At 66.0% G+C, this 18,978-nt stretch carries 18 protein-coding genes; 10 read left to right on the plus strand and 8 right to left on the minus strand.

Annotation, left to right across the window (positions count from 1 at the left end; all coding sequences use genetic code 11):
• Window positions 1–170: 170 nt before the first annotated feature.
• Entirely contained in the window at window positions 171–1,127 is a 957-nt protein-coding gene (locus G572_RS25725) for a helix-turn-helix domain-containing protein (RefSeq protein WP_029060150.1), read from the plus strand.
• An 89-nt stretch (window positions 1,128–1,216) separates the two neighbouring features.
• Here the strand turns inward: G572_RS25725 and G572_RS0121065 are convergent, their stop codons facing one another.
• The gene (locus tag G572_RS0121065; protein WP_037547823.1) at window positions 1,217–2,452 is read right to left on the minus strand and encodes a L,D-transpeptidase family protein; all 1,236 of its coding nucleotides are present in this window, start codon (window positions 2,450–2,452) and stop codon (window positions 1,217–1,219) included.
• Between the two features lie 125 nt (window positions 2,453–2,577).
• Complete coding sequence (locus G572_RS26395; protein WP_156884771.1) at window positions 2,578–2,919, minus strand: hypothetical protein; 342 nt, start codon at window positions 2,917–2,919, stop codon at window positions 2,578–2,580.
• 4 nt (window positions 2,920–2,923) lie between these two features.
• Between G572_RS26395 and G572_RS0121075 the strand changes: the two genes are divergently transcribed.
• Entirely contained in the window at window positions 2,924–3,610 is a 687-nt protein-coding gene (locus G572_RS0121075) for a hypothetical protein (RefSeq protein WP_156884773.1), read from the plus strand.
• Between the two features lie 17 nt (window positions 3,611–3,627).
• Here G572_RS0121075 and G572_RS25130 read toward each other — a convergent pair whose 3' ends face one another.
• Window positions 3,628–4,410: a class II glutamine amidotransferase gene (locus G572_RS25130; protein WP_051242872.1), complete on the minus strand. Its 783-nt coding sequence runs from the start codon at window positions 4,408–4,410 to the stop codon at window positions 3,628–3,630.
• Window positions 4,411–4,677: 267 nt separating this feature from the next.
• Between G572_RS25130 and ygfZ the strand changes: the two genes are divergently transcribed.
• The 7 genes from ygfZ (at window position 4,678) to G572_RS25140 (ending at window position 12,169) form a co-directional block, all read left to right on the plus strand.
• Complete coding sequence (gene ygfZ, locus G572_RS0121085; protein WP_084650420.1) at window positions 4,678–5,595, plus strand: CAF17-like 4Fe-4S cluster assembly/insertion protein YgfZ; 918 nt, start codon at window positions 4,678–4,680, stop codon at window positions 5,593–5,595.
• A 53-nt stretch (window positions 5,596–5,648) separates the two neighbouring features.
• On the plus strand, window positions 5,649–6,239 hold the full coding sequence (locus G572_RS0121090) for a YfbR-like 5'-deoxynucleotidase (protein ID WP_051242874.1): 591 nt from the start codon (window positions 5,649–5,651) through the stop codon (window positions 6,237–6,239).
• Between the two features lie 65 nt (window positions 6,240–6,304).
• Entirely contained in the window at window positions 6,305–6,847 is a 543-nt protein-coding gene (locus G572_RS25135) for a tyrosine phosphatase family protein (RefSeq protein WP_051242876.1), read from the plus strand.
• Window positions 6,844–7,812 (plus strand): NUDIX hydrolase, encoded by a 969-nt coding sequence (locus tag G572_RS0121100; RefSeq protein WP_029060155.1) that lies wholly within the window; start codon window positions 6,844–6,846, stop codon window positions 7,810–7,812. The genes G572_RS25135 and G572_RS0121100 overlap by 4 nt, the downstream gene beginning before the upstream one ends.
• A 70-nt stretch (window positions 7,813–7,882) precedes the next feature.
• Window positions 7,883–8,554 (plus strand): pseudouridine synthase, encoded by a 672-nt coding sequence (locus G572_RS0121105; protein ID WP_029060156.1) that lies wholly within the window; start codon window positions 7,883–7,885, stop codon window positions 8,552–8,554.
• A 217-nt stretch (window positions 8,555–8,771) separates the two neighbouring features.
• Window positions 8,772–9,986: a cell wall hydrolase gene (locus G572_RS0121110; protein ID WP_029060157.1), complete on the plus strand. Its 1,215-nt coding sequence runs from the start codon at window positions 8,772–8,774 to the stop codon at window positions 9,984–9,986.
• Window positions 9,987–10,306: 320 nt separating this feature from the next.
• A complete protein-coding gene (locus G572_RS25140) occupies window positions 10,307–12,169 on the plus strand; it encodes a bifunctional diguanylate cyclase/phosphodiesterase (protein WP_051242878.1) in 1,863 nt (620 codons plus the stop codon).
• A 26-nt stretch (window positions 12,170–12,195) separates the two neighbouring features.
• On the opposite strand, the gene hyi is transcribed toward G572_RS25140, so the two are convergent.
• The 3 genes from hyi to G572_RS0121130 all read right to left on the minus strand — a co-directional run bounded on the left by hyi (window position 12,196) and on the right by G572_RS0121130 (window position 15,394).
• Window positions 12,196–12,984 (minus strand): hydroxypyruvate isomerase, encoded by a 789-nt coding sequence (hyi, locus tag G572_RS0121120; RefSeq protein WP_029060158.1) that lies wholly within the window; start codon window positions 12,982–12,984, stop codon window positions 12,196–12,198.
• Between the two features lie 110 nt (window positions 12,985–13,094).
• Window positions 13,095–14,231 (minus strand): acyl-CoA dehydrogenase family protein, encoded by a 1,137-nt coding sequence (locus tag G572_RS0121125; RefSeq protein ID WP_029060159.1) that lies wholly within the window; start codon window positions 14,229–14,231, stop codon window positions 13,095–13,097.
• The gene (locus G572_RS0121130; RefSeq protein WP_029060160.1) at window positions 14,228–15,394 is read right to left on the minus strand and encodes a CaiB/BaiF CoA transferase family protein; all 1,167 of its coding nucleotides are present in this window, start codon (window positions 15,392–15,394) and stop codon (window positions 14,228–14,230) included. The genes G572_RS0121125 and G572_RS0121130 overlap by 4 nt, the downstream gene beginning before the upstream one ends.
• A 91-nt stretch (window positions 15,395–15,485) precedes the next feature.
• Between G572_RS0121130 and G572_RS0121135 the strand changes: the two genes are divergently transcribed.
• Window positions 15,486–16,394, plus strand: coding sequence for a LysR family transcriptional regulator (locus G572_RS0121135; RefSeq protein WP_037547554.1), 909 nt, complete (start codon window positions 15,486–15,488; stop codon window positions 16,392–16,394).
• A gap of 12 nt (window positions 16,395–16,406) precedes the next feature.
• On the opposite strand, the gene nadC is transcribed toward G572_RS0121135, so the two are convergent.
• Window positions 16,407–17,234: a carboxylating nicotinate-nucleotide diphosphorylase gene (gene nadC / locus G572_RS0121140; protein ID WP_208979188.1), complete on the minus strand. Its 828-nt coding sequence runs from the start codon at window positions 17,232–17,234 to the stop codon at window positions 16,407–16,409.
• Window positions 17,235–17,269: 35 nt separating this feature from the next.
• Window positions 17,270–18,913, minus strand: a complete 1,644-nt coding sequence (locus G572_RS0121145; protein ID WP_029060163.1) for an L-aspartate oxidase — start codon at window positions 18,911–18,913, stop codon at window positions 17,270–17,272.
• Between the last annotated feature and the right edge of the window lie 65 nt (window positions 18,914–18,978).

The following is an 18,978-nucleotide window of genomic DNA, read 5'->3' on the forward strand; positions in this document are numbered from 1 at the left end:
GAGCGGAAGGAACTGATATTGAAGCACGCAGACCGTATAAAATGGATTTTTCTCAAGCTACGACAAAGGCTTATCATTTTTTTCAAGTTTATCTTCGGTCGGAGTTTCACCTCCGAAACCGCCTGACGCTGCCACATACTGGAGAGGAAACACCCCATGGCGGATCACGCATGACATCCGGACATCGCAACAGGGGCGACGGCGTGCCGCTTTACCCGTTCGACCTGAAGGGCGGAGACCTGTTTTCGGTCCCCGGCGCAAGGGGTCGGTTTTCCTCGATGCGTTTCGACGACGGCCTTCTGCTCTATCTCGGGGAGTTCCAGGCGACCGAAACCTGCACGCTCGCCGTCAATCCGTCCCTCGACACCGCGTGGGTCGGAGGCAGTCTTCATCTGGTCGGAGAGACGGTCATGGAGCTTCCCGACGGCCGAAGCATCCCGCGACGCGGACAACAGACGCTTCTGAGCCGAATCGACATGCCCGGAACCTGCTTTCATCTGAAGGCCGGCGCACATGTGCGCCACGTCTCCGTCGTCGCGACACTGTCATGGTTGCGCGAGCGCCTGGACACGCAGATGAGCACGCGGATGGGCGCCTATCTCGACGAGACCCGCGAAGTCTGCGTCGCGAACGCCATCACGACCACCAGCCGGATGCGCGGGCTCGCCACCAGTCTGTTCGCCCCGCGCTCTCAGGGCGGCGCACGGCGGATCCGCCTGGAAGGGGCTGCGGCGCTTTTTCTGGCGGACGCGATCGACAGTGCCTTTCCCGAAGAGCCCGCGTCTGCGCCCGACGCAGCCGACTGGCAAGGCGCCGCGCTTCAGGCCACCATCGAACGCATTCGCGCGGATCTGTCCGCCCCGAACACCGTCCAAACCCTGGCAGCCCAGGTGGACATGAGCGCAAGCCGGCTCAACCGGCTGTTCGTCGAGACGACCGGGAACAATTGCGCAGCCTTTCTACGAGCCGAACGCATGACCGCGGCACAGGCGCTGCTGGCCAGCGGCACCCGTGCCGTCAAGGAAGTCGCCGCAGCCGTCGGCTACGCCCATGTGGGAAATTTCTCACGTGCCTATCGCGATCATTTCGGCGAAACGCCATCGCGCGAAGGCCGGCGCAAAAGGTGAAGGGGAGCGGAACGGCAAAACGCACCGGCTGATCGGGATCGCCGGTGCGTTTTTCATGACAATGGTGTCGGTTTGGCAAGCCGCGCGAGCTACTGGCGGGTCGTCACCACGAAGTCGGTGCCGAGACCGGAGTGCAGGCGGAACGGACGGTCTGTCACGATCAGCGACGAGCCGAGCGCCAGCCGGTCCTCCACGAAGGCCCGGGCCTGCGGCGTCCACTCGACCCGCGAGAGCACCCGGTGGGCATCCGTCTCCTGCGCGGCGGCGGCGGTCACGCTCATCCAGCGCGGCGCGCTCGTCTTCCCTCCGGCATCGATCACCGTGTAAAGATGGGTGCCGAGCGGCGCATCCGGATCCTTCAGCACAATATTGGCGGAGTAGATCTCCTTGAACTTGCGGCGCACGTAAAGGCGTCCGGTCGCAGGGCCGGTCTCGCCGGCTGCGGCATAGAGCGCGCGCAGCACCAGATCGGTTGCCTCGCCGGTCACGGGCAGATCGGCGCCTTCCTGGAAAAGCTCGATGGCAGCGCGGGTCCTGCGGCCCATCACCCCGTCGACCGGGCCGGGCGCATATCCCAACTCGTCGAGAACGCGCTGCGTGTCGCGCAGCCGCTCGCGTGCCGAGGTGCGCGTGATCAGGATCCGCAACGGATCGCGCGGCTCGGCCTTCGCGGTGTCTGCCGCCCGGTCGATCGACCCGACCGTCGCGGGTCCGTCATCGTCGGTCGCGCCGGGAAGGGCCGGACGCAGCATGACCGCATCGGTGTCGAGGCTCGCGACCTCGGTTTCACCCACCCCGGACCGCGGCAGGGCGGCATGCAGGACACCTTCCGGCCGTGTGCGCTCGCGCGTGACAATCACATGACCGCCGCGCTCCGTCTGGCCGAACAGGTTCTTGGCGAAGCCGCGCGGCAGCCGGATGCAGCCATGGGAGGCCGGATAATTCGGCACACGACCCTCGTGCAGGGCAATGCCGGACCAGGTCAGACGCTGCATGTAGGGCATCGGTGCGTTGTTGTAGAGATTGGAGAAATGGCGACGCCGCTTTTCCAGAATGCTGAAGATCCCCGTCGGCGTGCCGTGCCCGCTCTTGCCGGAAGAAATCCGCGTGCTCTCGATGAGCTGCGTACCGCGATAGACATCGAGGGTCTGCGCCTTGAGCGACACGAGAATCTGCACCGGCGCCTCGGCAAGAAGGGCCGCCCCGGCGTCCTTGCTCTCGGCGGAGACCGGCTCCGGCGGCTTGGTGTCGCGCGCCATCGCCGGCGTTGCGCAAAGGGCGACCGCCAATCCAAGCATTGCGCCATGCAGACCGAATCGTCTCATCCCGCCACCATTTGTCGAGGTCTTGATTGCCAAATCGCTCATCCGCACACCCATCGCCTTTGTCGTCCCCGGACCTTGAGAAAGTGATATCCTGGATCCATGAATCCCTGGTTATCCGCCGCAGGCTATTCCGGTTGCCAGGCGGCATCCGTGACCGCAATCACACCTCGACGGATCGGCGGGCGCACCGCGCCCCCCAGGGCCGGAATGACGACCGATTCGGCCTTGTCCACATGAAAACCGCCGGAATTCCGCAAATTTCCTTGCGTTCGAAAATCATTTCTTCGTTGCGACTCAGGGCGCGATTCGGAATCGTTTAACCAAGACGACCGAAATCCGGCCGGCCAATCAAAAAAGACATGACAGAAAGCGCGGATGCCTGAGTCCGCGATGGAGACCGCTGTGTTCAAAACGTCACCCGTACCGGAACGCAAAGCCCAACCCATGTTTACCGACATCAACGACATTCGCATGTCCGACTGCCCGGTCGAAGTGGACGCCCTGCCGGTCGTCAACCGACTGCTCGAGCAGAACCCCTGTTTCCGAAACGTCAGCGAAGCCTTCGAGGCGGGTCTGTTCGACATCGTCGAAATGAACTTCGTCGAATGCAATCCCGTCCAGGAACGGGCGCTGCGCGAGTTGGTCCACGCCCTGTCGCGGCGCATTCTCGATATCTTCGAGGCATCGCTGCTGATGAAACAGCTCGCGCTGGAAGACGGCACCTGCAAGCTCACCAGCGCGCAGATCACGGCCTTCGTGGAGACCGCCCGCGAAGAAGCGCAGATCCAGTGCCTCGACATCAACGAGCTGCGGCCGAATTCCGAGGAAACGGCCTATGCGGCGGTGCTGAGAACGATCTTCGACGAGTTGCGCGCCTATCTCGGCCTGCCGACCCTCGACCTGGAATTCCTGATCCCCGACCTCAAGACCTGCATGGATTTCGTTGTGCAGCGACACGTCTGGCGGCGCATTCGCATCGAGACGGAAACGCACCGCCGGATCGGCGAGACCATCGAAGCGCTGATGGCGCTGGCCTCGGACGTCGCAGACCATCGCATCCCGCGCCTCTTCACCATCCGGCCGATCCCGGCCCGCGCGCGGATCGCCAATCTGTCGGCCAATTTCGGCGGACGCGGTTCGCTGCCAAGCCCCGCCTGACGCGCTCGGTGCCGGCGTCAGGCCGGCACGCCCAGCGCGTGTCGGCGTTCGTCCCTTGCCGAGAGTTCGTACAGGATATCCGGCTCCACGCTCCGCCAACGCGCGCAGGGCCCCTCCAGCGGCTCGGAGGCGAAGGCCCGCCCGCCGTGGTCCAGACACTCCGACAGATAAAGGCTCGGCGCCCTCGCGTCGTCCGCATGGCGAAAGGCGAAGATGCGCGCGCCGTCGGAAAACGCGCAGGTCAAGCGGAGCGGCAAGGCTCCGTTCGTACGCTTTTTCGCGATCTGCGTGACCTGGTCGAGCGTGCGCTGCAACGCCGCCTGCGGGTCCTGGTCGAGACCGTTCGTCAGCATCATGAGAAAGAACAGCTCGGAATCGGTCGTGCCGCGCCGGGTTGCGTAGTACGTGTCGGCGATGCAGGCCTCCATGTCGCGGCGCAGACGCGGGAAATCCCCAAGCCCGCCATTGTGCATGAAGGCCCAGCGCCCATGGGCGAAGGGATGGCAGTTGTCACGCGACGAAGCCCCCGTGGTCGCCGCCCGGACATGGGCCAGAAACAGCCGTGACCGCACCAGACGGCACACGCTCGGCAAGTTGGTGTCGGCCCAGGCCGGAAGCACATCCTTGAAGAGACCGGGTTCCGGCGAATGCCCGTACCAGGCGATCCCGAAGCCGTCGCCATTGACCCTGAGCTTGGCCTCGCGCGCGTCCTGGCTTTGCACCAGCAGCGAATGGCGGGGTCTTGCGATGATGTTCTCGAGCGGAATTTCCGTCCCAAGATAGGCAGCCAGGCGACACATGACCGTGAGAAACCTTCTCTGCCCCCGACACAACGCCGGCGGGTAGAGAACATCTATCCGGATCCGGTCCCGCCGCGCCAGTGCAAACCATCCGCATTGCATCGGTCGCGCGCCCGCGATGCCGGGCATTTGCGCCTGCTGCGACCGCGTTGCCCCGACGTGCGGCGCCCCGCTTCCCGTCCGTTCGGGCCGCAGTTGTCCGCGCCCTCTTGTTGGCCGGCGTAATCCGGCCTATCTCGCGTGCAGGACACCGGGCGGAGGATTCTCATGAACCAGACGGCACACAGCGACGAGACCGATGCGGGCGGCCTGTGGGTGCCGCTCACGGAGCGGCGGGTCCTGCGGGTCGCAGGCGACGAGGCACGCGGCTTCCTGCAAAACCTCGTGACCTGCGATCTGGACGACGTGGACAGCGACGGGGCGGGTTATGGTGCCCTTCTCACGCCGCAGGGCAAGATCCTGTTCGATTTCCTGATCTTCGCCAAGGACGGCGCCTATCTCCTCGACAGCCATTCATCGATTGCGGCCGATCTCGCCAAGCGGCTCGGGTTCTATAAGCTGCGCGCCAAGGTCGAAATCGCAGACGCGAGCGACAGCTGGCGCGTCATCGCGACCTGGGGCGACGTCGCACCGACAGGCGTGTCCGGTATTGCGTTGCCCGATCCGCGCCTTGCGTCCTTCGGCCACCGCGTCCTGGCCGAAACCGGCACAGGCGAGGCTCCGCGTCCCTCCGGCTTTCGCGAGAGCGATGAAGGCGCCTATCATGCGCGACGCGTCGCCTTCGCGCTGCCGGAAGCCCCGCACGACTTCCAGTTCGGCGACGCCTTCCCCCATGACGCCGACATGGACGATCTCCATGGCGTCGCCTTCGACAAGGGCTGCTTTGTCGGACAGGAAGTCGTGAGCCGGATGCAGCATCGCGGCACCGCCCGTCGGCGGATCGTGCGTGTGAAGGCCGATGCCCCGCTTCCCGCCCCCGGGAGTGCCGTCACCGCCGGCGGCAAGGCGGCCGGAACACTCGGCACCACGGATGGTGCGGCCGGTCTTGCGATGGTGCGTCTCGACCGGGTCGAGGGGGCCCGCACGCGCGGCGAGCCGATTCTCGCCGGCGACGTCTGCATCGAGGCACATCTTCCCGCCTGGGCGACTTTCGTCTGGCCGGCGACCGCAGGCGGCGACGCGTGAGCGGAACGACGTCCAGGATCCAGAAAGCCACCGCCCCCCGCGCATGGCAGCGCATGCTCTCGGGACGCCGGCTGGACCTGCTCGACCCCTCGCCGCTCGACGTCGAGATCGAGGATATCGCCCACGGGCTTGCCCGCGTCGCACGCTGGAACGGCCAGACGGTTGGCGATCATGCGTTTTCGGTCGCAGAACACTCGCTGCTGGTGGAGGATCTGGCGCGCGAGCTGAAACCGGACCTGTCGCCCGATGCCCGGCTGATCATCCTCTTGCACGATGCGCCGGAGTATGTGATCGGCGACATGATCTCGCCATTCAAGGCGGTGATGGGCGGCAATTACAAAGAGATCGAGGCCCGGTTGCAAGGCGCAATCCACCTGCGTTTCGCGCTGCCCGCCATCACGCCGGCGCGTTTGAAGACATTGACCAAGCGGGCCGACACGCTCGCGGCCTATTTCGAGGCGGTCGAGCTTGCCGGCTTCGGCCACGACGAAGCCGCGCGGATCTTCGGCAAGCCGCGCGGCTACGCGAGAGACGACAGCGGCGACCCTCGCCTCGGCCTTGCGGCGCTCCCGGCGGCACGCGCCCAGGACCGCTTTCTCGAGCGCTTTGGTGAAATCGACTCCTTGCGCGCCGCATCGCACTGACCGACACCCGACAGCGCCCTAAGTAAGGCATGATGGCGATAGATCCGGAACCACAGGGACAGGCAATGATCACCGTTTGCTCGCTGGCGCGATTGGAAGAAACCGTGGAGCGCACCGGCGCGCGCCACCTCGTCACCCTGATCAGCGGCGGCACGCAGGTCGCCCGGCCTGCTTCGGTCGTCGCGGACAATCACCTCTTCCTCGCCTTCAACGATATCACCGCTCCGACGGAAGGGCTGACACCGCCGGGGGAGGCCCATGTGCGGGACTTGATCGGCTTCGTGCGCCGCTGGAACCTTTCCGGACCGATCGTGATCCATTGTTTCGCCGGGATCAGCCGGTCCACGGCGGCCGCCTATATCACCGCCTGCGCGCTTCAGCCCGAAACCAGCGAAGAGGCGCTTGCCCGGCAACTGCGCGAGCTTTCGCCCTCGGCGACACCGAACCCCCGGCTCGTGGCATTTGCCGACGGCCTGCTCGGGCGCGAAGGGCGCATGAGCGCCGCCATCGCGGCAATCGGCCGCGGCGCCGACGCCTTCGAGGGCACGCCTTTCACGCTCGACCTCGGCGGACCGCTCGGCGCTCCGGACGCAACGGCGCCGCGATGATCGAAATCGGACTGAACGCCGTCATCGTCGCCGTCGCCGACCCTTATCCGCAGGTGCTGACGATCGCTCCCGGCGGACAGGCGGCACCGCCCTACGGTCTGCCGTTCGGTCCGTTCGACCCGACCCGCCACCGCACCTTCGAGATCGGGCTGCGTGAATGGGTGGAGGAGCAAACGGCGCTCAAGCTCGGCTATGTGGAACAGCTATACACCTTCGGCGACCGGGGCCGGCACCACATCCACTCCGACACCGGTCCGCATGTGGTGTCTGTCGGCTATCTCGCGCTTGCCCGACAGACGAGCCGCTCCGACGAGGCGCTCGCTCAGCAACACGCGCACTGGCGGTCCTGGTACGACTTCTTTCCCTGGGAGGACTGGCGTGCCGGCCGCCCCGCGGTGGTGACGCGAGAGATCCTGCCCGCCCTCGAGCAGTGGATGAAAGCGCCCGTGCCGGCGGGCAGTCCGCCGCGCGCGCAGTCGCGCGAGGACCGGGTGCACCAGGCTTTCGACATCCAGGACGGAAGCTGGGACGAGGAAAAGGTCCTCGACCGCTGCGAACTGCTCTACGAGGCCGGCCTCCTGGAAGAGGCGCGGCGCGACGGGCGGCCGGCGGCGCTCGAACGCCCCGCCTCGCCCCCGCTCGGCCAGGCGATGCTCTACGACCACCGCCGCATCCTGGCGACGGCGATCTCGCGATTGCGCGCGAAGCTCAAGTACAGGCCCGTCGTGTTCGAGCTCATGCCGCATGCCTTCACGCTGACCGACCTGCAACGCTGCGTCGAGGCAATTTCCGGGCGCCATATCCACAAGCAGAACTTCCGCCGGCTGGTGGAAAAGGGCGATCTGGTGGAGCCGACCGGGGAAACATCGACCCAGACCGGCGGACGCCCGGCCGCCCTTTTCCGGTTTCGCCACGAGGTCCTCAAGGAACGCCCCGCCCTCGGCCTTCGTGTCGGCGGACGCTGAGTGCAATTGCCCGACGGGTTTGCCGACGCGACGGCTTTGCACCGGGCGCCGGTTGCGCGATAAACGGTCCATGCTGTCCACACCGCCCGCTCCGCGCGCCTATGCGCCGCCCGCGTCGCCCGACCTCGTCGTCCTGCATGCCGACGACGACCTTCTCGTGCTCGACAAGCCGAGCGGCCTGCTCACGGTCCCCGGAAAGACCGCCGATCTCGCGGATTGCCTGATCGCGCGTGCCGAGGCGCGCTTTCCCGGTGCGCGCATCGTCCACCGGCTCGACATGGACACCTCCGGCGTCATCGTGCTTGCGCGCAACCGAAACGCCCACCGCCACCTCGGCCTCCAGTTCGAACGGCGTCATGTCTCCAAACACTATGAGACGCGGGTCTGGGGCCATGTGACGGCCGATTGCGGAACCATCGACCTGCCGCTTGCCTGCGACTGGCCGAACCGGCCGCGCCAGCATGTCGATCCCGCCGGCGGCCGGAGTGCGCGCACCGAGTGGCAGGTCATCGCATGGGGCGACACGACGACACGCCTGCGCCTCGATCCGCTTACGGGACGCTCGCATCAGCTCAGGGTCCACATGCTGACCCTCGGCCATCCGATCCTCGGCGATCCCCTTTATGCCCATCGCGCCGCGTTCGAGGCGGCGGAGCGGTTGCAGCTTCACGCCGCCAGCCTCACGATCCGCCACCCGACCGGTGGCCGCCCCTGCCATTTTGTCTCCCCCTGCCCGTTCTGAAAAACAGCGTAGCGCCAAGACCTTCCGTAAAAATCGACGGATCGCGTTAACCAAGATCGGGCGCCGCCTGCCGGCGAACGCAAAGGATTTCGCGGAATTCTTGGAGCATTAACTCTCTTTCAAGGTTAAGCGACGACGATAACGGTTATGGCAGCGCGATAGCCAAGTCTTTCGTGCCGGCCCCTAGTGTATTTCGTAAGGACCGGAGTTGCCGCGCATGACTGGCAAGGGGAAAACTGTATCCGCACGCAGCCGCAAGGCGCGAGGCCGCCTCGGCGGGACGGCACGGCTTGCGGTCCTGACACCGGCACTCTTTCTGGCGTGGGGCGGAACCATCGCCCAGCAGGATATCTCGGCCCTCATCGAGGCCACCCGCGGCGACGCGCCGCGCTGGATGTCCGCCATCGAGGCGTCACCGCACAGCAGCAGCCAGGCCCCCAGCCTCGTGCTCGCCGACGCATCGAAATCCCGCAATGGCGATACCCCGGACTACGCCGTCACCAATGCCGCGCCGGGCAGCGATCCGGCCGTGGTGCGCGGTCTGGAAACCTTCGTCAAGGACAGCCGTCCCACCGAACCGCCGGCGCACACGCCGGTGAACCGCGCCGCAAAGGGCGACCGCTTCGTGACCATGGCGCCGGACCGGCAGATGGTCGGCGTTGCCGCCGGATCCGTCTATGCGCTTGGCAGCGTGCTTGAGAGCGAACGCGCCTCGGACATGCCGCGGGTCGCCTTCGTGCGCACCACCGTTCCGCAAGGCACGGCCGCCATGCTTGCCAAGGCGGAAGAAAACGGCTCCGCCAGCCCGCTCGATCTCACCCGTCTGGCCATGGCACGCAACGTCGCGGCCACCAGCGTCTCGCTTGCCTCAGCCTATGCGCCTGAAAACATGGACGATGTGCGCGCGCCATTCGAGGCCCTGCTCGGCGGGTCCGACCTGTCGGCGGAGGTGACGCAAGAGGCCAAGCGCGAGGGCGACCCCTACTGGTGGGCAACCAGCCCGCTGCCGAAAAGTGTCGTGACCTCCAAGGAGCAGCGCTGCCTTGCCGAAGCCGTCTATTTCGAGGCGCGCGGCGAGCCGCTCAACGGACAGGTCGCGGTGGCGCAAGTGGTGTTGAACCGCGTGCGCAATCCCACCTATCCAAACACCATCTGCAAGGTTGTCTACCAGAACCGCCACATGCGGAACCGCTGTCAGTTCTCCTTCGCCTGCGACGGCATTCGCGACCGCATCGGCGAGAAAAAGCACTGGGCACAGGCGCAGAAGGTCGCGCGCGAAACGGTTTCGGGCCAGCGCTACCTGGAGGGCGTGGGCGCCTCGACCCACTATCACGCGACCTATGTCAGCCCGCGCTGGGCACGCAAGATGAAACGCCTGGAAAAGATCGGGCAGCACATTTTCTACAAGACCTATGGCGGCGGCTGGAGCTGACGCCGGCTCCCGCCGGGTTGCCCGGATTTCGGCCGATCCGCCAATGGCTTCGCGTCGGCGGCCCGAATTTTATACGTAAAAATACGTATGTAATATCCTGAACATAGATCATTTACACCTTTGGGGCAGTGTCCGCGCGTCCGGGGCCGATGGCAACGGATTCAATTGCGCAAGCAGGATCATTTGACGGTCGTGGCAACGCTTCCACGACCCGGTCGGCGTGACAGGCCGACACAGGATATTGCCCGCACCAGGGTCGGATCCGCAAACCGGAACGGGTTTGTCCGGCCAGGACATGACATTGCGACAAGGGACCGAGGATGAGCGACGACGCGCTGATGCATGAGTGGCACGCGCAACGCACGCCGAAGCTGTTTCTCGCACAGGTCGAAGCAACGCTGGAGCATGCGTTCCAGCCGATTGTCGACATTCAGTCCGGTGCGACCTACGGGTTCGAGGCCCTGTTGCGCGGCAGCGAAAAGCTCGGCTTTCACACCCCGACCGAAGTCTTCGACTTCGCTGCGGAAAACGCCTGCCTGAGACCCGCCGAAGCCGTGCTTCAGCGCAAGGCGATTGCCCGGTTCGCGCGGTTTTCCGACGCTGGCAAGGCGAAGCTTTTTCTCAACGTCGACGGGCGTGGCCTCGCACCGGAGGCGGAGCCGCTCAACGCAATGGTCGAAGCCATTCAGCGCAACGGGCTCAATCCGTCCAACCTCTGTCTCGAGATCCCCGAAATCGCCTCCCGTTTCGACGAGGCGGATCTGCACCGCTTCGTCCAGGCCGCGCGCGACGAAGGCTTCAGCTTTGCGATCGACGATTTCGGGCAGGGCCACTCCCAGCTTCGGCTGCTTTATCAATACGAACCCGGCATCCTGAAGATCGACCGTTTCTTCATCACGGCGCTGCAAAACGATGCCCGCAAGCGCCTTTTCGTCTCGAGCGTCGTCGATCTCGCGCATGTGCTCGGCATCCGGGTGGTGGCGGAGGGCGTCGAGACCCCTTCTGAGCTGCGCGCGTGCCGGGATGTCGGCTGCGATCTGGTGCAGGGGTTCCTGGTCGCCCGCCCCTTCGTGGATCCATCAGAGGCAAAATCCGTCTATTCCGCGATTGGCGAGCTCAACGAGCGCAAGAGCGCGCGCAAGTCGGCCGATCTCGACGTTCTCAACCGGGAAATGGAGAGGCTCGCGCCGGTCTGCCGGAGCGCGAGCATTGCCGAGGCGCTGGAGATCTTTCGCGCGAACCCGACCCAGACCATCCTGCCAGTGGTCGACGAGCGCAACGAGCCAAGGGGCATTATCCGGGAATCCGACCTCAAGTCCTTTCTCTACATGTCCTACGGCCGCGACCTGCTGCTCAATCCGACAATCGACAACCATCTGGGACGCTTCATTCGTCCTTGCGCCGTCGCGGACATACACGCACCGCTCGAACGGCTGGTGGATGTCGGCGGCAGCGAGCCCAACGACGGCATCGTGATGACACGCGCAGGCCAATATGCCGGGTGTCTCCTGCCGAACGCCTTGTTGAAACTGTCGAACGATGCAAGGCTTCGGTTTGCCCAGGAACAGAACCCGCTGACGAAGCTTCCCGGCAACTCGGCGATTTCCGACCATGTTGTGCGCACCTGCGCGAATGCCGACATCGACCGCGCGTTCATCTATATCGATTTCGACAACTTCAAGCCCTTCAACGACACCTACGGGTTTCGCATCGGCGACCGGGCGCTGATCCTGTTTTCGGAACTCCTGAAACGCCAGCTCGACACCCTGCACGCCTTCGTCGGCCACATCGGCGGCGACGACTATTTCGTCGGCCTCGACGAATGGCCGCCCGAGCGGCTCGCTAGGCTGATGGGCGATCTGCGCAAGGATTTTGCCCATCAGGTCGAAAGCCTCTACAGCGCCGAACACCGCACGCAGGGCTATATCGTGGCGAACGACCGGCGCGGGCGGGCACAGACATATCCGCTGCTCACCTGCTCCATTGCGGTTCTCCACATTCCCAAGGGGCTGTCGATCGAGAATCTCGATCTGTTGAGCAACCATATCGCGCGGCTGAAACTCCAGGCGAAAAGCGAGGCCGGCGGGGTCGCCGTGTCGAGTTTCGGCGATGCGGAGGCTGGCGATGCGCCAGCACGCGACGACGAGGCAATTGCGCCGCGCCCGCATCTCATCGTCGTCTGACCCTCGCCGGCCGCCGATCTGATTTGTCAGGATTTGCCGGCGTCCGCCTCAGCCAGCCAGCCAAGGCCCTTGCGCGTTGTCGTCGCCGGCCGGTATTCCGCGCTGACCCAGCCGTCGTAACCGATGCTGTCGAGATGGGCGAACAGGAAGGGGTAGTTGAGTTCGCCCGTGCCCGGCTCATGGCGCCCCGGTGTATCGGCGAACTGGATATGCGCGATGCGCGGCAGGATTTCCCGGATTCGATGGGCGATATCGCCCTCCATTACCTGCATGTGGTAGATGTCGTATTGCAGCGCCAGATTGGGCGAGCCGACGGCATCGAGGATTTCCAGCGCCTGCGCGGAGGTGCTCAGGAAGAAGCCCGGGATGTCGCGGGTGTTGATCGGCTCGACAAGCAGGCGGATCCCGACCTCGCCCAGACGCTCGGCGGCGTATCTCAGGTTCTCCACCAGAGTGGCATTCAAGAGGCGCGGATCGGCCCCCTCGGGTGCGATCCCGGCAAGGCAGTTGAGCTGGCGGCATCCCAACACGCTTGCATAGCGTAGCGCGGTCTCCACACCGTCGCGAAATTCATCCACCCGGTCCGGCAGGGCGGCAATGCCGCGCTCGCCCGCGTCCCAATCGCCGGGCGGCAGATTGTGCAGGACCTGCGTCAGGCCGCAGCGGGTCAGCCGCTCCTGCAGGTCGCCCATCTCGTGGGCATAGGGAAACTGGAATTCGACGCCGGAAAATCCGGCATCCGCAGCCGCATCGAAGCGCTCGAGAAAATCGACTTCCGTAAAGAGCATGCTCAGGTTGGCGGCGAACTTCGGCATCACGGCCCCGGACCGGCAAGAGACGACAGCGTGTCAGCATAGACCGCCGGCGGCCAAACCGGAACAGCGTTCGCACCCGCGCGCATGGCGGGCGCGAACGCACGTGACACTCAGGCCAGCAGGCCGCGCGCGATGATCGTGCGCTGGATTTCCGACGACCCCTCGTAGATGCGGAAAATGCGCAAGTCACGCAAGTAGCGCTCTAGCGGCATGTCGCGCGTGTAGCCGTAGCCGCCATGGATCTGCAGCGCCTTGTCGGCGATCCGCCACGCCGCCTCGCTGGCATAGAGCTTCGCGAAGGCCGATTCCGTGGAATAGCGGTCGCGTCCCCCCCGCTTGGCGGCCGCCTGATGACCGAGCGCGCGGGCAGCCGCCAGATCGGTGGCCATGTCCGCCAGCATCCACTGCAGCCCCTGGAAGTCGGCAATCGGATGGCCGCCGACCTTGCGCTCCTTCGCATAGGCGATCGCGTCGTTGAGGGCGGCAGCGGCAATGCCGGTCGCCTGCGCCGCCACCTCGATGCGGCCGTTGTCCAGCACCTTCATTGCGGTGCGAAACCCGGTGCCCTCGGCTCCGATACGGTTTTCCGCCGGAACGTGACAGTCGAAGGTCAGCGAGAACACGTGTCCGCCGCGCAGACCCATGGTCTTTTCATGAGGCCCGATCTCGATGCCTTCCATCTGCTTCGGTTCGATGACGAAGGCGCTCACGCCGCGTGCGCCCGCCGCCTTGTCGGTCTTGGCATAGACGACGATGAAGTCCGCCGCGCCCGCATTGGAGATGAAGCACTTGGATCCCTTCAGCCGGTATCCGCCCTCTTCCGGCGCGGCGAAACTGCGCATGTCGGCCGGGTTGGAGCCGGCCTCCGGTTCCGTCAGCGCGAAGGCGCCAAGCGCACGGCCGTCCGCGGCAGCCGGAAGGAAACGCTCGCACAGCGCCTCATCGCCGCCGATGAGCAGGGAGTCGGTCGCCAGGAAATGCGCCGTCAGCATGGACGCGGTCGACCCGCAGGCGCCGGCGATCAGCTCCACCGCCCGGTAGAGTGCCGGCCCCGACAGCTCGACGCCACCGTAGGCCTCCGGCAGGTTCATGCCCATGATCCCCATGTCGCCCAAAGCCTGGAGATGCGCGATGGCAAAACGGGCTTCCTCGTCGATGGCGGCAGCCTGCGGCCGCAGGACATTGTCGGCAAACCGTTCGATCTCGTTGACGATTGCCGTTTCGTGTTCGGCCAGGTCCGGTGTCATCGCGTTTCTCCTTCGCACAGGGCTGCGAGGATCTCCTCGCGATGTTGATCGAGTGCGGGTGCCGCGCATCCGCCCGTGCGCGGTGCTCCGCCGAAATGGACCGGTTGCTGGGGGACGCGCACAGGGCCGAGACCGGGATGTTCGACCTCGACCGACAAATTGCGGCTGCCGGCCTGCGCGGAGCGCCATGCCTGACCGGCCGTCTCGATCGGCGCGGCCGGAATTCCGGCATCGCCCAGCGCCTCGACCACCTGCTGCGTCGTGCGCGACTCCGACCAGGCCTCGATGATCGCGGCCAGCATCGGCTCGTTCTCACGTCTGAGCGTGTCCGTCGCGAAATGCGGATTCTCGGCAAGCGACGGCGCGCCGATGGTGTTGCAGAAGGTTTGAAACAGCCTGTCGTTGAGAACGGCGACGGCGAAATGCCCGTCCGCAGCGCGATAGGTGCCAAAGGGCGCGGAAAGCGCATGGCGGTTGCCGGTGCGCTGCGGTTCTTCGCCGGCGAGCAGAACGCGCGCCGAGGTCACGGGCATCATGGAGACGAGACTGTCGAACAACGCGACATCGACGTGGCGCCCGTGGCCCGTGCGTTCGCGCTCGAAAAGCGCGACCATCGCGCCCCAGGCGGCGAAAAGCCCGCCGGCCACATCGCCGAGCGCCTCGCCGATCATCGTCGGCGGCCCGTCGGGTTCGCCGGTGACATGCATCAGCCCGGACATGGCCTGAACGATGATGTCATAGGCGGGACGGGCGACATTGGGCCCGCTCTGGCCGAAACCGGACACGCTGAGATAGACGAGACGCGGATTAGCGGCCCGAAGCGTCTCCGGACCGAGCCCCAGCCGTTCCATCACGCCGGGACGAAAGTTCTCCACCACGAGATCGGCGGTCCTGCAAAGCGCACGCACCGCCTTGACCGCCTCCGGGTCCTTGAGGTCGAGCGCAATCGAGCGCTTGCCCCGGTTCACCGCCTGGAACAGCAGGCTCTCGCCGTCCCTGAACGGGCCGACATGGCGGTAATCGTCGCCCTTCGGACTTTCGATCTTGATGACGTCGGCACCGAGATCGGCAAACATCGCCGTGCAATAGGGGCCGGCCAGAACCCGGCTAAAATCAATCACCCGAAGCCCCTCAAGCGGGCGGGTCGTCTTGTCCGTGTCCATTGTCCGGTCGTCTCCCGTCTCTCGCAGAAGACGCAAGGATAGGGAGCAATCTGCTATAGCCAGAAATATTGATTTTTCATAAAGTCAATAAATGGAACCTATACCCATCGGCTTTCGCCAGATCGACTATGTCATCGCCGTCGCGGAGACCGGCAGCACGGCGGCGGCCGCACGTCTCGTCAATGTGTCGCAGCCCTCGGTATCGCTGGCAGTGACGCGCCTTGAGGAAACGCTGGGGCAGCCGCTGTTTCGCCGCGCCGCCGGCCAGGGCATGACGCCAACGCCCTTCGGGCGGCGCAAGCTCACCGAGTTTCGCAGCCTGCGCGCCCAGATGCGCGCGCTTCTGGCGGCGGACGACGGGACGGGCGTGCTGCCGCCGGTTCTGGAACTCGGCGTCTTCTCGACACTCGGACCACGCTATGTCCCGGCCCTGATCCGCGCCTTTCGCGCCCGTCTTCCCGGTGCACGGCTCAAGCTGCATGAGGCCGATCTGGAAACCCTGCATGCCTGGCTGGAAAGCGGACGCATCGACCTTGCGCTGGTCTATGACTTCGGCACCACCGGCGACGTGGAGATGGTGCCGCTCGTCGACGTTCCGCCCTATGCGCTGGTGGCCGGCGATCATCCGCTGGCCGGGCGCTCTTCGGTCGATCTGGCAACCCTGCTGAAAGACCCGCTCATCCTCGTCAATCTGCCGCAAAGCCGGGACTATTTCGTCTCCGTGATCCAGTCGCGTGGTCTTGTCGCAGAGATCGCGCTGGAAACAGGCTCGACGGAAATGCTGCGGTCCATGGTGGCGAGCGGACTTGGCGTCGGTCTTCTTGCAACCGAACTTCCCTATCGCACCACCTACGACGGCGGCACGGTCGCGCATCTGGCCGTTGAAGACCCGGTGCCGGCGCATCGCGTGGCGCTGGCGCGTCCTGCCCGGCTGCCGGGAACCTGGGTGGCGCGCGTCTTCGAGGACATTGCGGGCGAGGTCTTCGGGCAGCTGAAATAGGCCGGAGAAGGCTCAGCCGATCTCGATGTCGAGCCCCAGATCGAGCACGGGCGCGGAATGGGTGATCCAGCCGACCGAGATCAGGTCGACGCCGGTCTCGGCGATGGCCGCCACGGTCTCCAGGTTGACGCCGCCGGAGGCTTCGAGCGTCACCGCACCGTCGGCAATGGCGACCGCCTTGCGCAAGGTGTCCGGCGCCATGTTGTCGAGCATCACCACGTCGGGGCGCGCGGCAAGTGCTTCTTCCAGCTGCGCCAGCGTGTCGACTTCCACCTCGACCTTGACGAGATGACCGGCGAAGGCGCGCGCGGCCTCGATCGCCGCACGCACGCCGCCGGCCACCGCAATGTGGTTGTCCTTGATCAGGATGGCATCGTCGAGGCCGAAGCGGTGGTTCGCGCCACCGCCGCAGCGCACCGCGTATTTCTCGAAAGCCCTGAGGCCCGGCGTGGTCTTGCGGGTGCAGACGATGCGCGCCGCCGTGTGCGCGACCAGATCGGCAAACCGCGCCGTCGCGCTCGCCACGCCTGAAAGATGGCCGAGAAAATTCAGCGCCACGCGCTCCGCCGACAAGACGCCGCGGGCCGGGCCGTCGATCCGCATAGCAATGTCGCCCGGAGCCAGGCGTGCGCCATCGTCCAGCAACGTCTCGATTGAAATCGAAGGATCGGCAAACCGGAAAGCGGTCGCGGCGAGATCGAGACCGGCAAGCACGCCGGGTTGTCGCGCGGCGATGACGGCACGGGCGCGGGTATCGGGGCCAAGCGTCGCCTGGGCGGTGATGTCGCCGGCGCGGCCCCAGTCTTCCAGAAGGGCGGCCCGCACGGCGTCCTCGACCATCAGCGACGACAGGACGGGGCGATAGGCGCTGGTGCTCACAAGTCGTCTCCCGCGATAGGCTGGTCGAGCCCCTGTGCGGCAACGGCCTTGCGGCCGATATCGCTGTCCGCCGCCTCGCGCACGACTGCCTCGACCTGGCTCATCGTCAGGAAGGAGCGGTGTGCCTGTGCCGGATCGGCGGCCGGATGGTCGGAGCGCCAATGGCCGCCCCGGCTCTCGGTGCGCATCAGGGCAGCGGCCGCCACCACCTTGCCGGCGGTCATCATGTTGAGGATCGAGCGGCGCGCGCAACGCGCCTCCAGCGCATCGAGAACGGCAAGCGTTGCGATCAGTCCATCGCCGGTGCGCTCGACGCCGACGCCTGCCGACATGACCTCGCGCAGCACCGTGATCGCGGCGCGCTCCACCTCGTTGCGGCGGGTCGGCTCCTGAATGCGGTCGTCGATGCCCGGCCAATGCGCGCTGCGCGGATTGGGCATCTGGTTCTGGATATCCTCGGCGACGCGGGCGGCAAAGACCACCGTCTCCAGCAACGAGTTCGAAGCGAGACGATTTGCGCCATGCGCACCTGTCGAGGCGACCTCGCCGGCGGCCCAGAGATTGTCGAGCGAGGTACGGCCATTGGCGTCCGTGAGCACGCCGCCCATGTGGTAATGCTCCGCGGGTGCCACCGGGATCGGCTGGGTGACCGGATCCAGCCCCGCCGCCCGACAGGCGGCAAAGACGGTCGGAAACTTGTCGGCGAAGGCCGCGCCGATGGCCTCGCGGCAATCGAGAAACGCGCCGCGCCCGGCCGCGTTTTCCCGAAAGACGGCCCGTGCGACAACATCGCGGGCGGCCAGGTCCTTCAGCGGATCGACCGCTTCCATGAAACGCTCGCCCGCACCGTTGATCAGTGTCGCGCCCTCGCCGCGCAGGGCTTCCGAGGCAAGCGGCGCCGGGTCGTGCCCGACATTGAGGGCGGTGGGATGAAACTGCACGAACTCCGCGTCGGCAAGCACCGCACCGGCGCGCGCGGCCATCGCCAGGCCCTGACCGTTCGCCTCGGACGGATTGGTGGTAACGGCAAAGAGGTGACCGATGCCCCCCGACGCCAGCACGACGGCGTGGGCGGGAAAGGCGAGCCGCTCGCGGTCGCCCCGGCGCCGGGCCAGCACGCCGGTGACGAGCCGCCCCTGATGCAGCAGTTCCTCGCCGAGGTAGCCTTCCACGACGCGGATCGACGGCGTCTTGCGCACGGCGGCGACCAGCGCGTCCATGATGGCGCGTCCGGCCATGTCGCCGCGCACGCGCACGATGCGATTGACCGAATGTGCCGCCTCGCGCGACAGCTGCAAGCGCCCTTCCAGATCCGTATCGAAGGGGACACCGTAGCCGAGCAGGTCGCGGATGCGCTCGCCGGCCTCTTCGGTCATCAGCCGGACGATGTTTTCCTCGCACAAGCCGCCGCCCACCGCGATTGTGTCGGCCGCATGGGAGGCGGCACTGTCTTCATCGGAAACGGCGGCGGCAATGCCCCCTTGCGCCCAGGCGGACGACGCGCCCTCGCCGATCGGCGAGGCGGAGAGGATCGTGACCGGGCGCGGCGCGAGCTTGAGCGCGCAGAACAGGCCGGTCAGCCCGCCGCCGAGAATGACGACATCGTCGATATGCGTGGTCACGTTGCGGGCAGACGTCATGGCGCGAGTATCCGGCACGGTACACTACGGAAAACCGCCGCCCGCGGGACACGCGGACGGCGACA

Source organism: Stappia stellulata DSM 5886 (assembly GCF_000423705.1).
GTDB classification, from domain to species: domain Bacteria; phylum Pseudomonadota; class Alphaproteobacteria; order Rhizobiales; family Stappiaceae; genus Stappia; species Stappia stellulata.

Bases quoted from the DNA above. Each gene is read 5' to 3' on its own strand.
- G572_RS25725 (WP_029060150.1), top strand. From the start codon at position 171: ATGACATCCGGACATCGCAACAGGGGCGACGGCGTGCCGCTTTACCCG.
- G572_RS0121105 (WP_029060156.1), top strand. From the start codon at position 7,883: ATGCTGTCCACACCGCCCGCTCCGCGCGCCTATGCGCCGCCCGCGTCG.
- G572_RS25135 (WP_051242876.1), top strand. From the start codon at position 6,305: ATGATCACCGTTTGCTCGCTGGCGCGATTGGAAGAAACCGTGGAGCGC.
- G572_RS25140 (WP_051242878.1), top strand. From the start codon at position 10,307: ATGAGCGACGACGCGCTGATGCATGAGTGGCACGCGCAACGCACGCCG.
- G572_RS25130 (WP_051242872.1), bottom strand. From the start codon at position 4,410: ATGTGTCGCCTGGCTGCCTATCTTGGGACGGAAATTCCGCTCGAGAAC.
- G572_RS0121075 (WP_156884773.1), top strand. From the start codon at position 2,924: ATGTCCGACTGCCCGGTCGAAGTGGACGCCCTGCCGGTCGTCAACCGA.
- G572_RS26395 (WP_156884771.1), bottom strand. From the start codon at position 2,919: ATGTCGTTGATGTCGGTAAACATGGGTTGGGCTTTGCGTTCCGGTACG.
- G572_RS0121110 (WP_029060157.1), top strand. From the start codon at position 8,772: ATGACTGGCAAGGGGAAAACTGTATCCGCACGCAGCCGCAAGGCGCGA.
- G572_RS0121100 (WP_029060155.1), top strand. From the start codon at position 6,844: ATGATCGAAATCGGACTGAACGCCGTCATCGTCGCCGTCGCCGACCCT.
- ygfZ (WP_084650420.1), top strand. From the start codon at position 4,678: ATGAACCAGACGGCACACAGCGACGAGACCGATGCGGGCGGCCTGTGG.
- G572_RS0121125 (WP_029060159.1), bottom strand. From the start codon at position 14,231: ATGACACCGGACCTGGCCGAACACGAAACGGCAATCGTCAACGAGATC.
- G572_RS0121090 (WP_051242874.1), top strand. From the start codon at position 5,649: ATGCTCTCGGGACGCCGGCTGGACCTGCTCGACCCCTCGCCGCTCGAC.
- G572_RS0121065 (WP_037547823.1), bottom strand. From the start codon at position 2,452: ATGAGACGATTCGGTCTGCATGGCGCAATGCTTGGATTGGCGGTCGCC.
- hyi (WP_029060158.1), bottom strand. From the start codon at position 12,984: ATGCCGAAGTTCGCCGCCAACCTGAGCATGCTCTTTACGGAAGTCGAT.
- nadC (WP_208979188.1), bottom strand. From the start codon at position 17,234: ATGGTCGAGGACGCCGTGCGGGCCGCCCTTCTGGAAGACTGGGGCCGC.
- G572_RS0121130 (WP_029060160.1), bottom strand. From the start codon at position 15,394: ATGGACACGGACAAGACGACCCGCCCGCTTGAGGGGCTTCGGGTGATT.
- G572_RS0121135 (WP_037547554.1), top strand. From the start codon at position 15,486: ATGGAACCTATACCCATCGGCTTTCGCCAGATCGACTATGTCATCGCC.
- G572_RS0121145 (WP_029060163.1), bottom strand. From the start codon at position 18,913: ATGACGTCTGCCCGCAACGTGACCACGCATATCGACGATGTCGTCATT.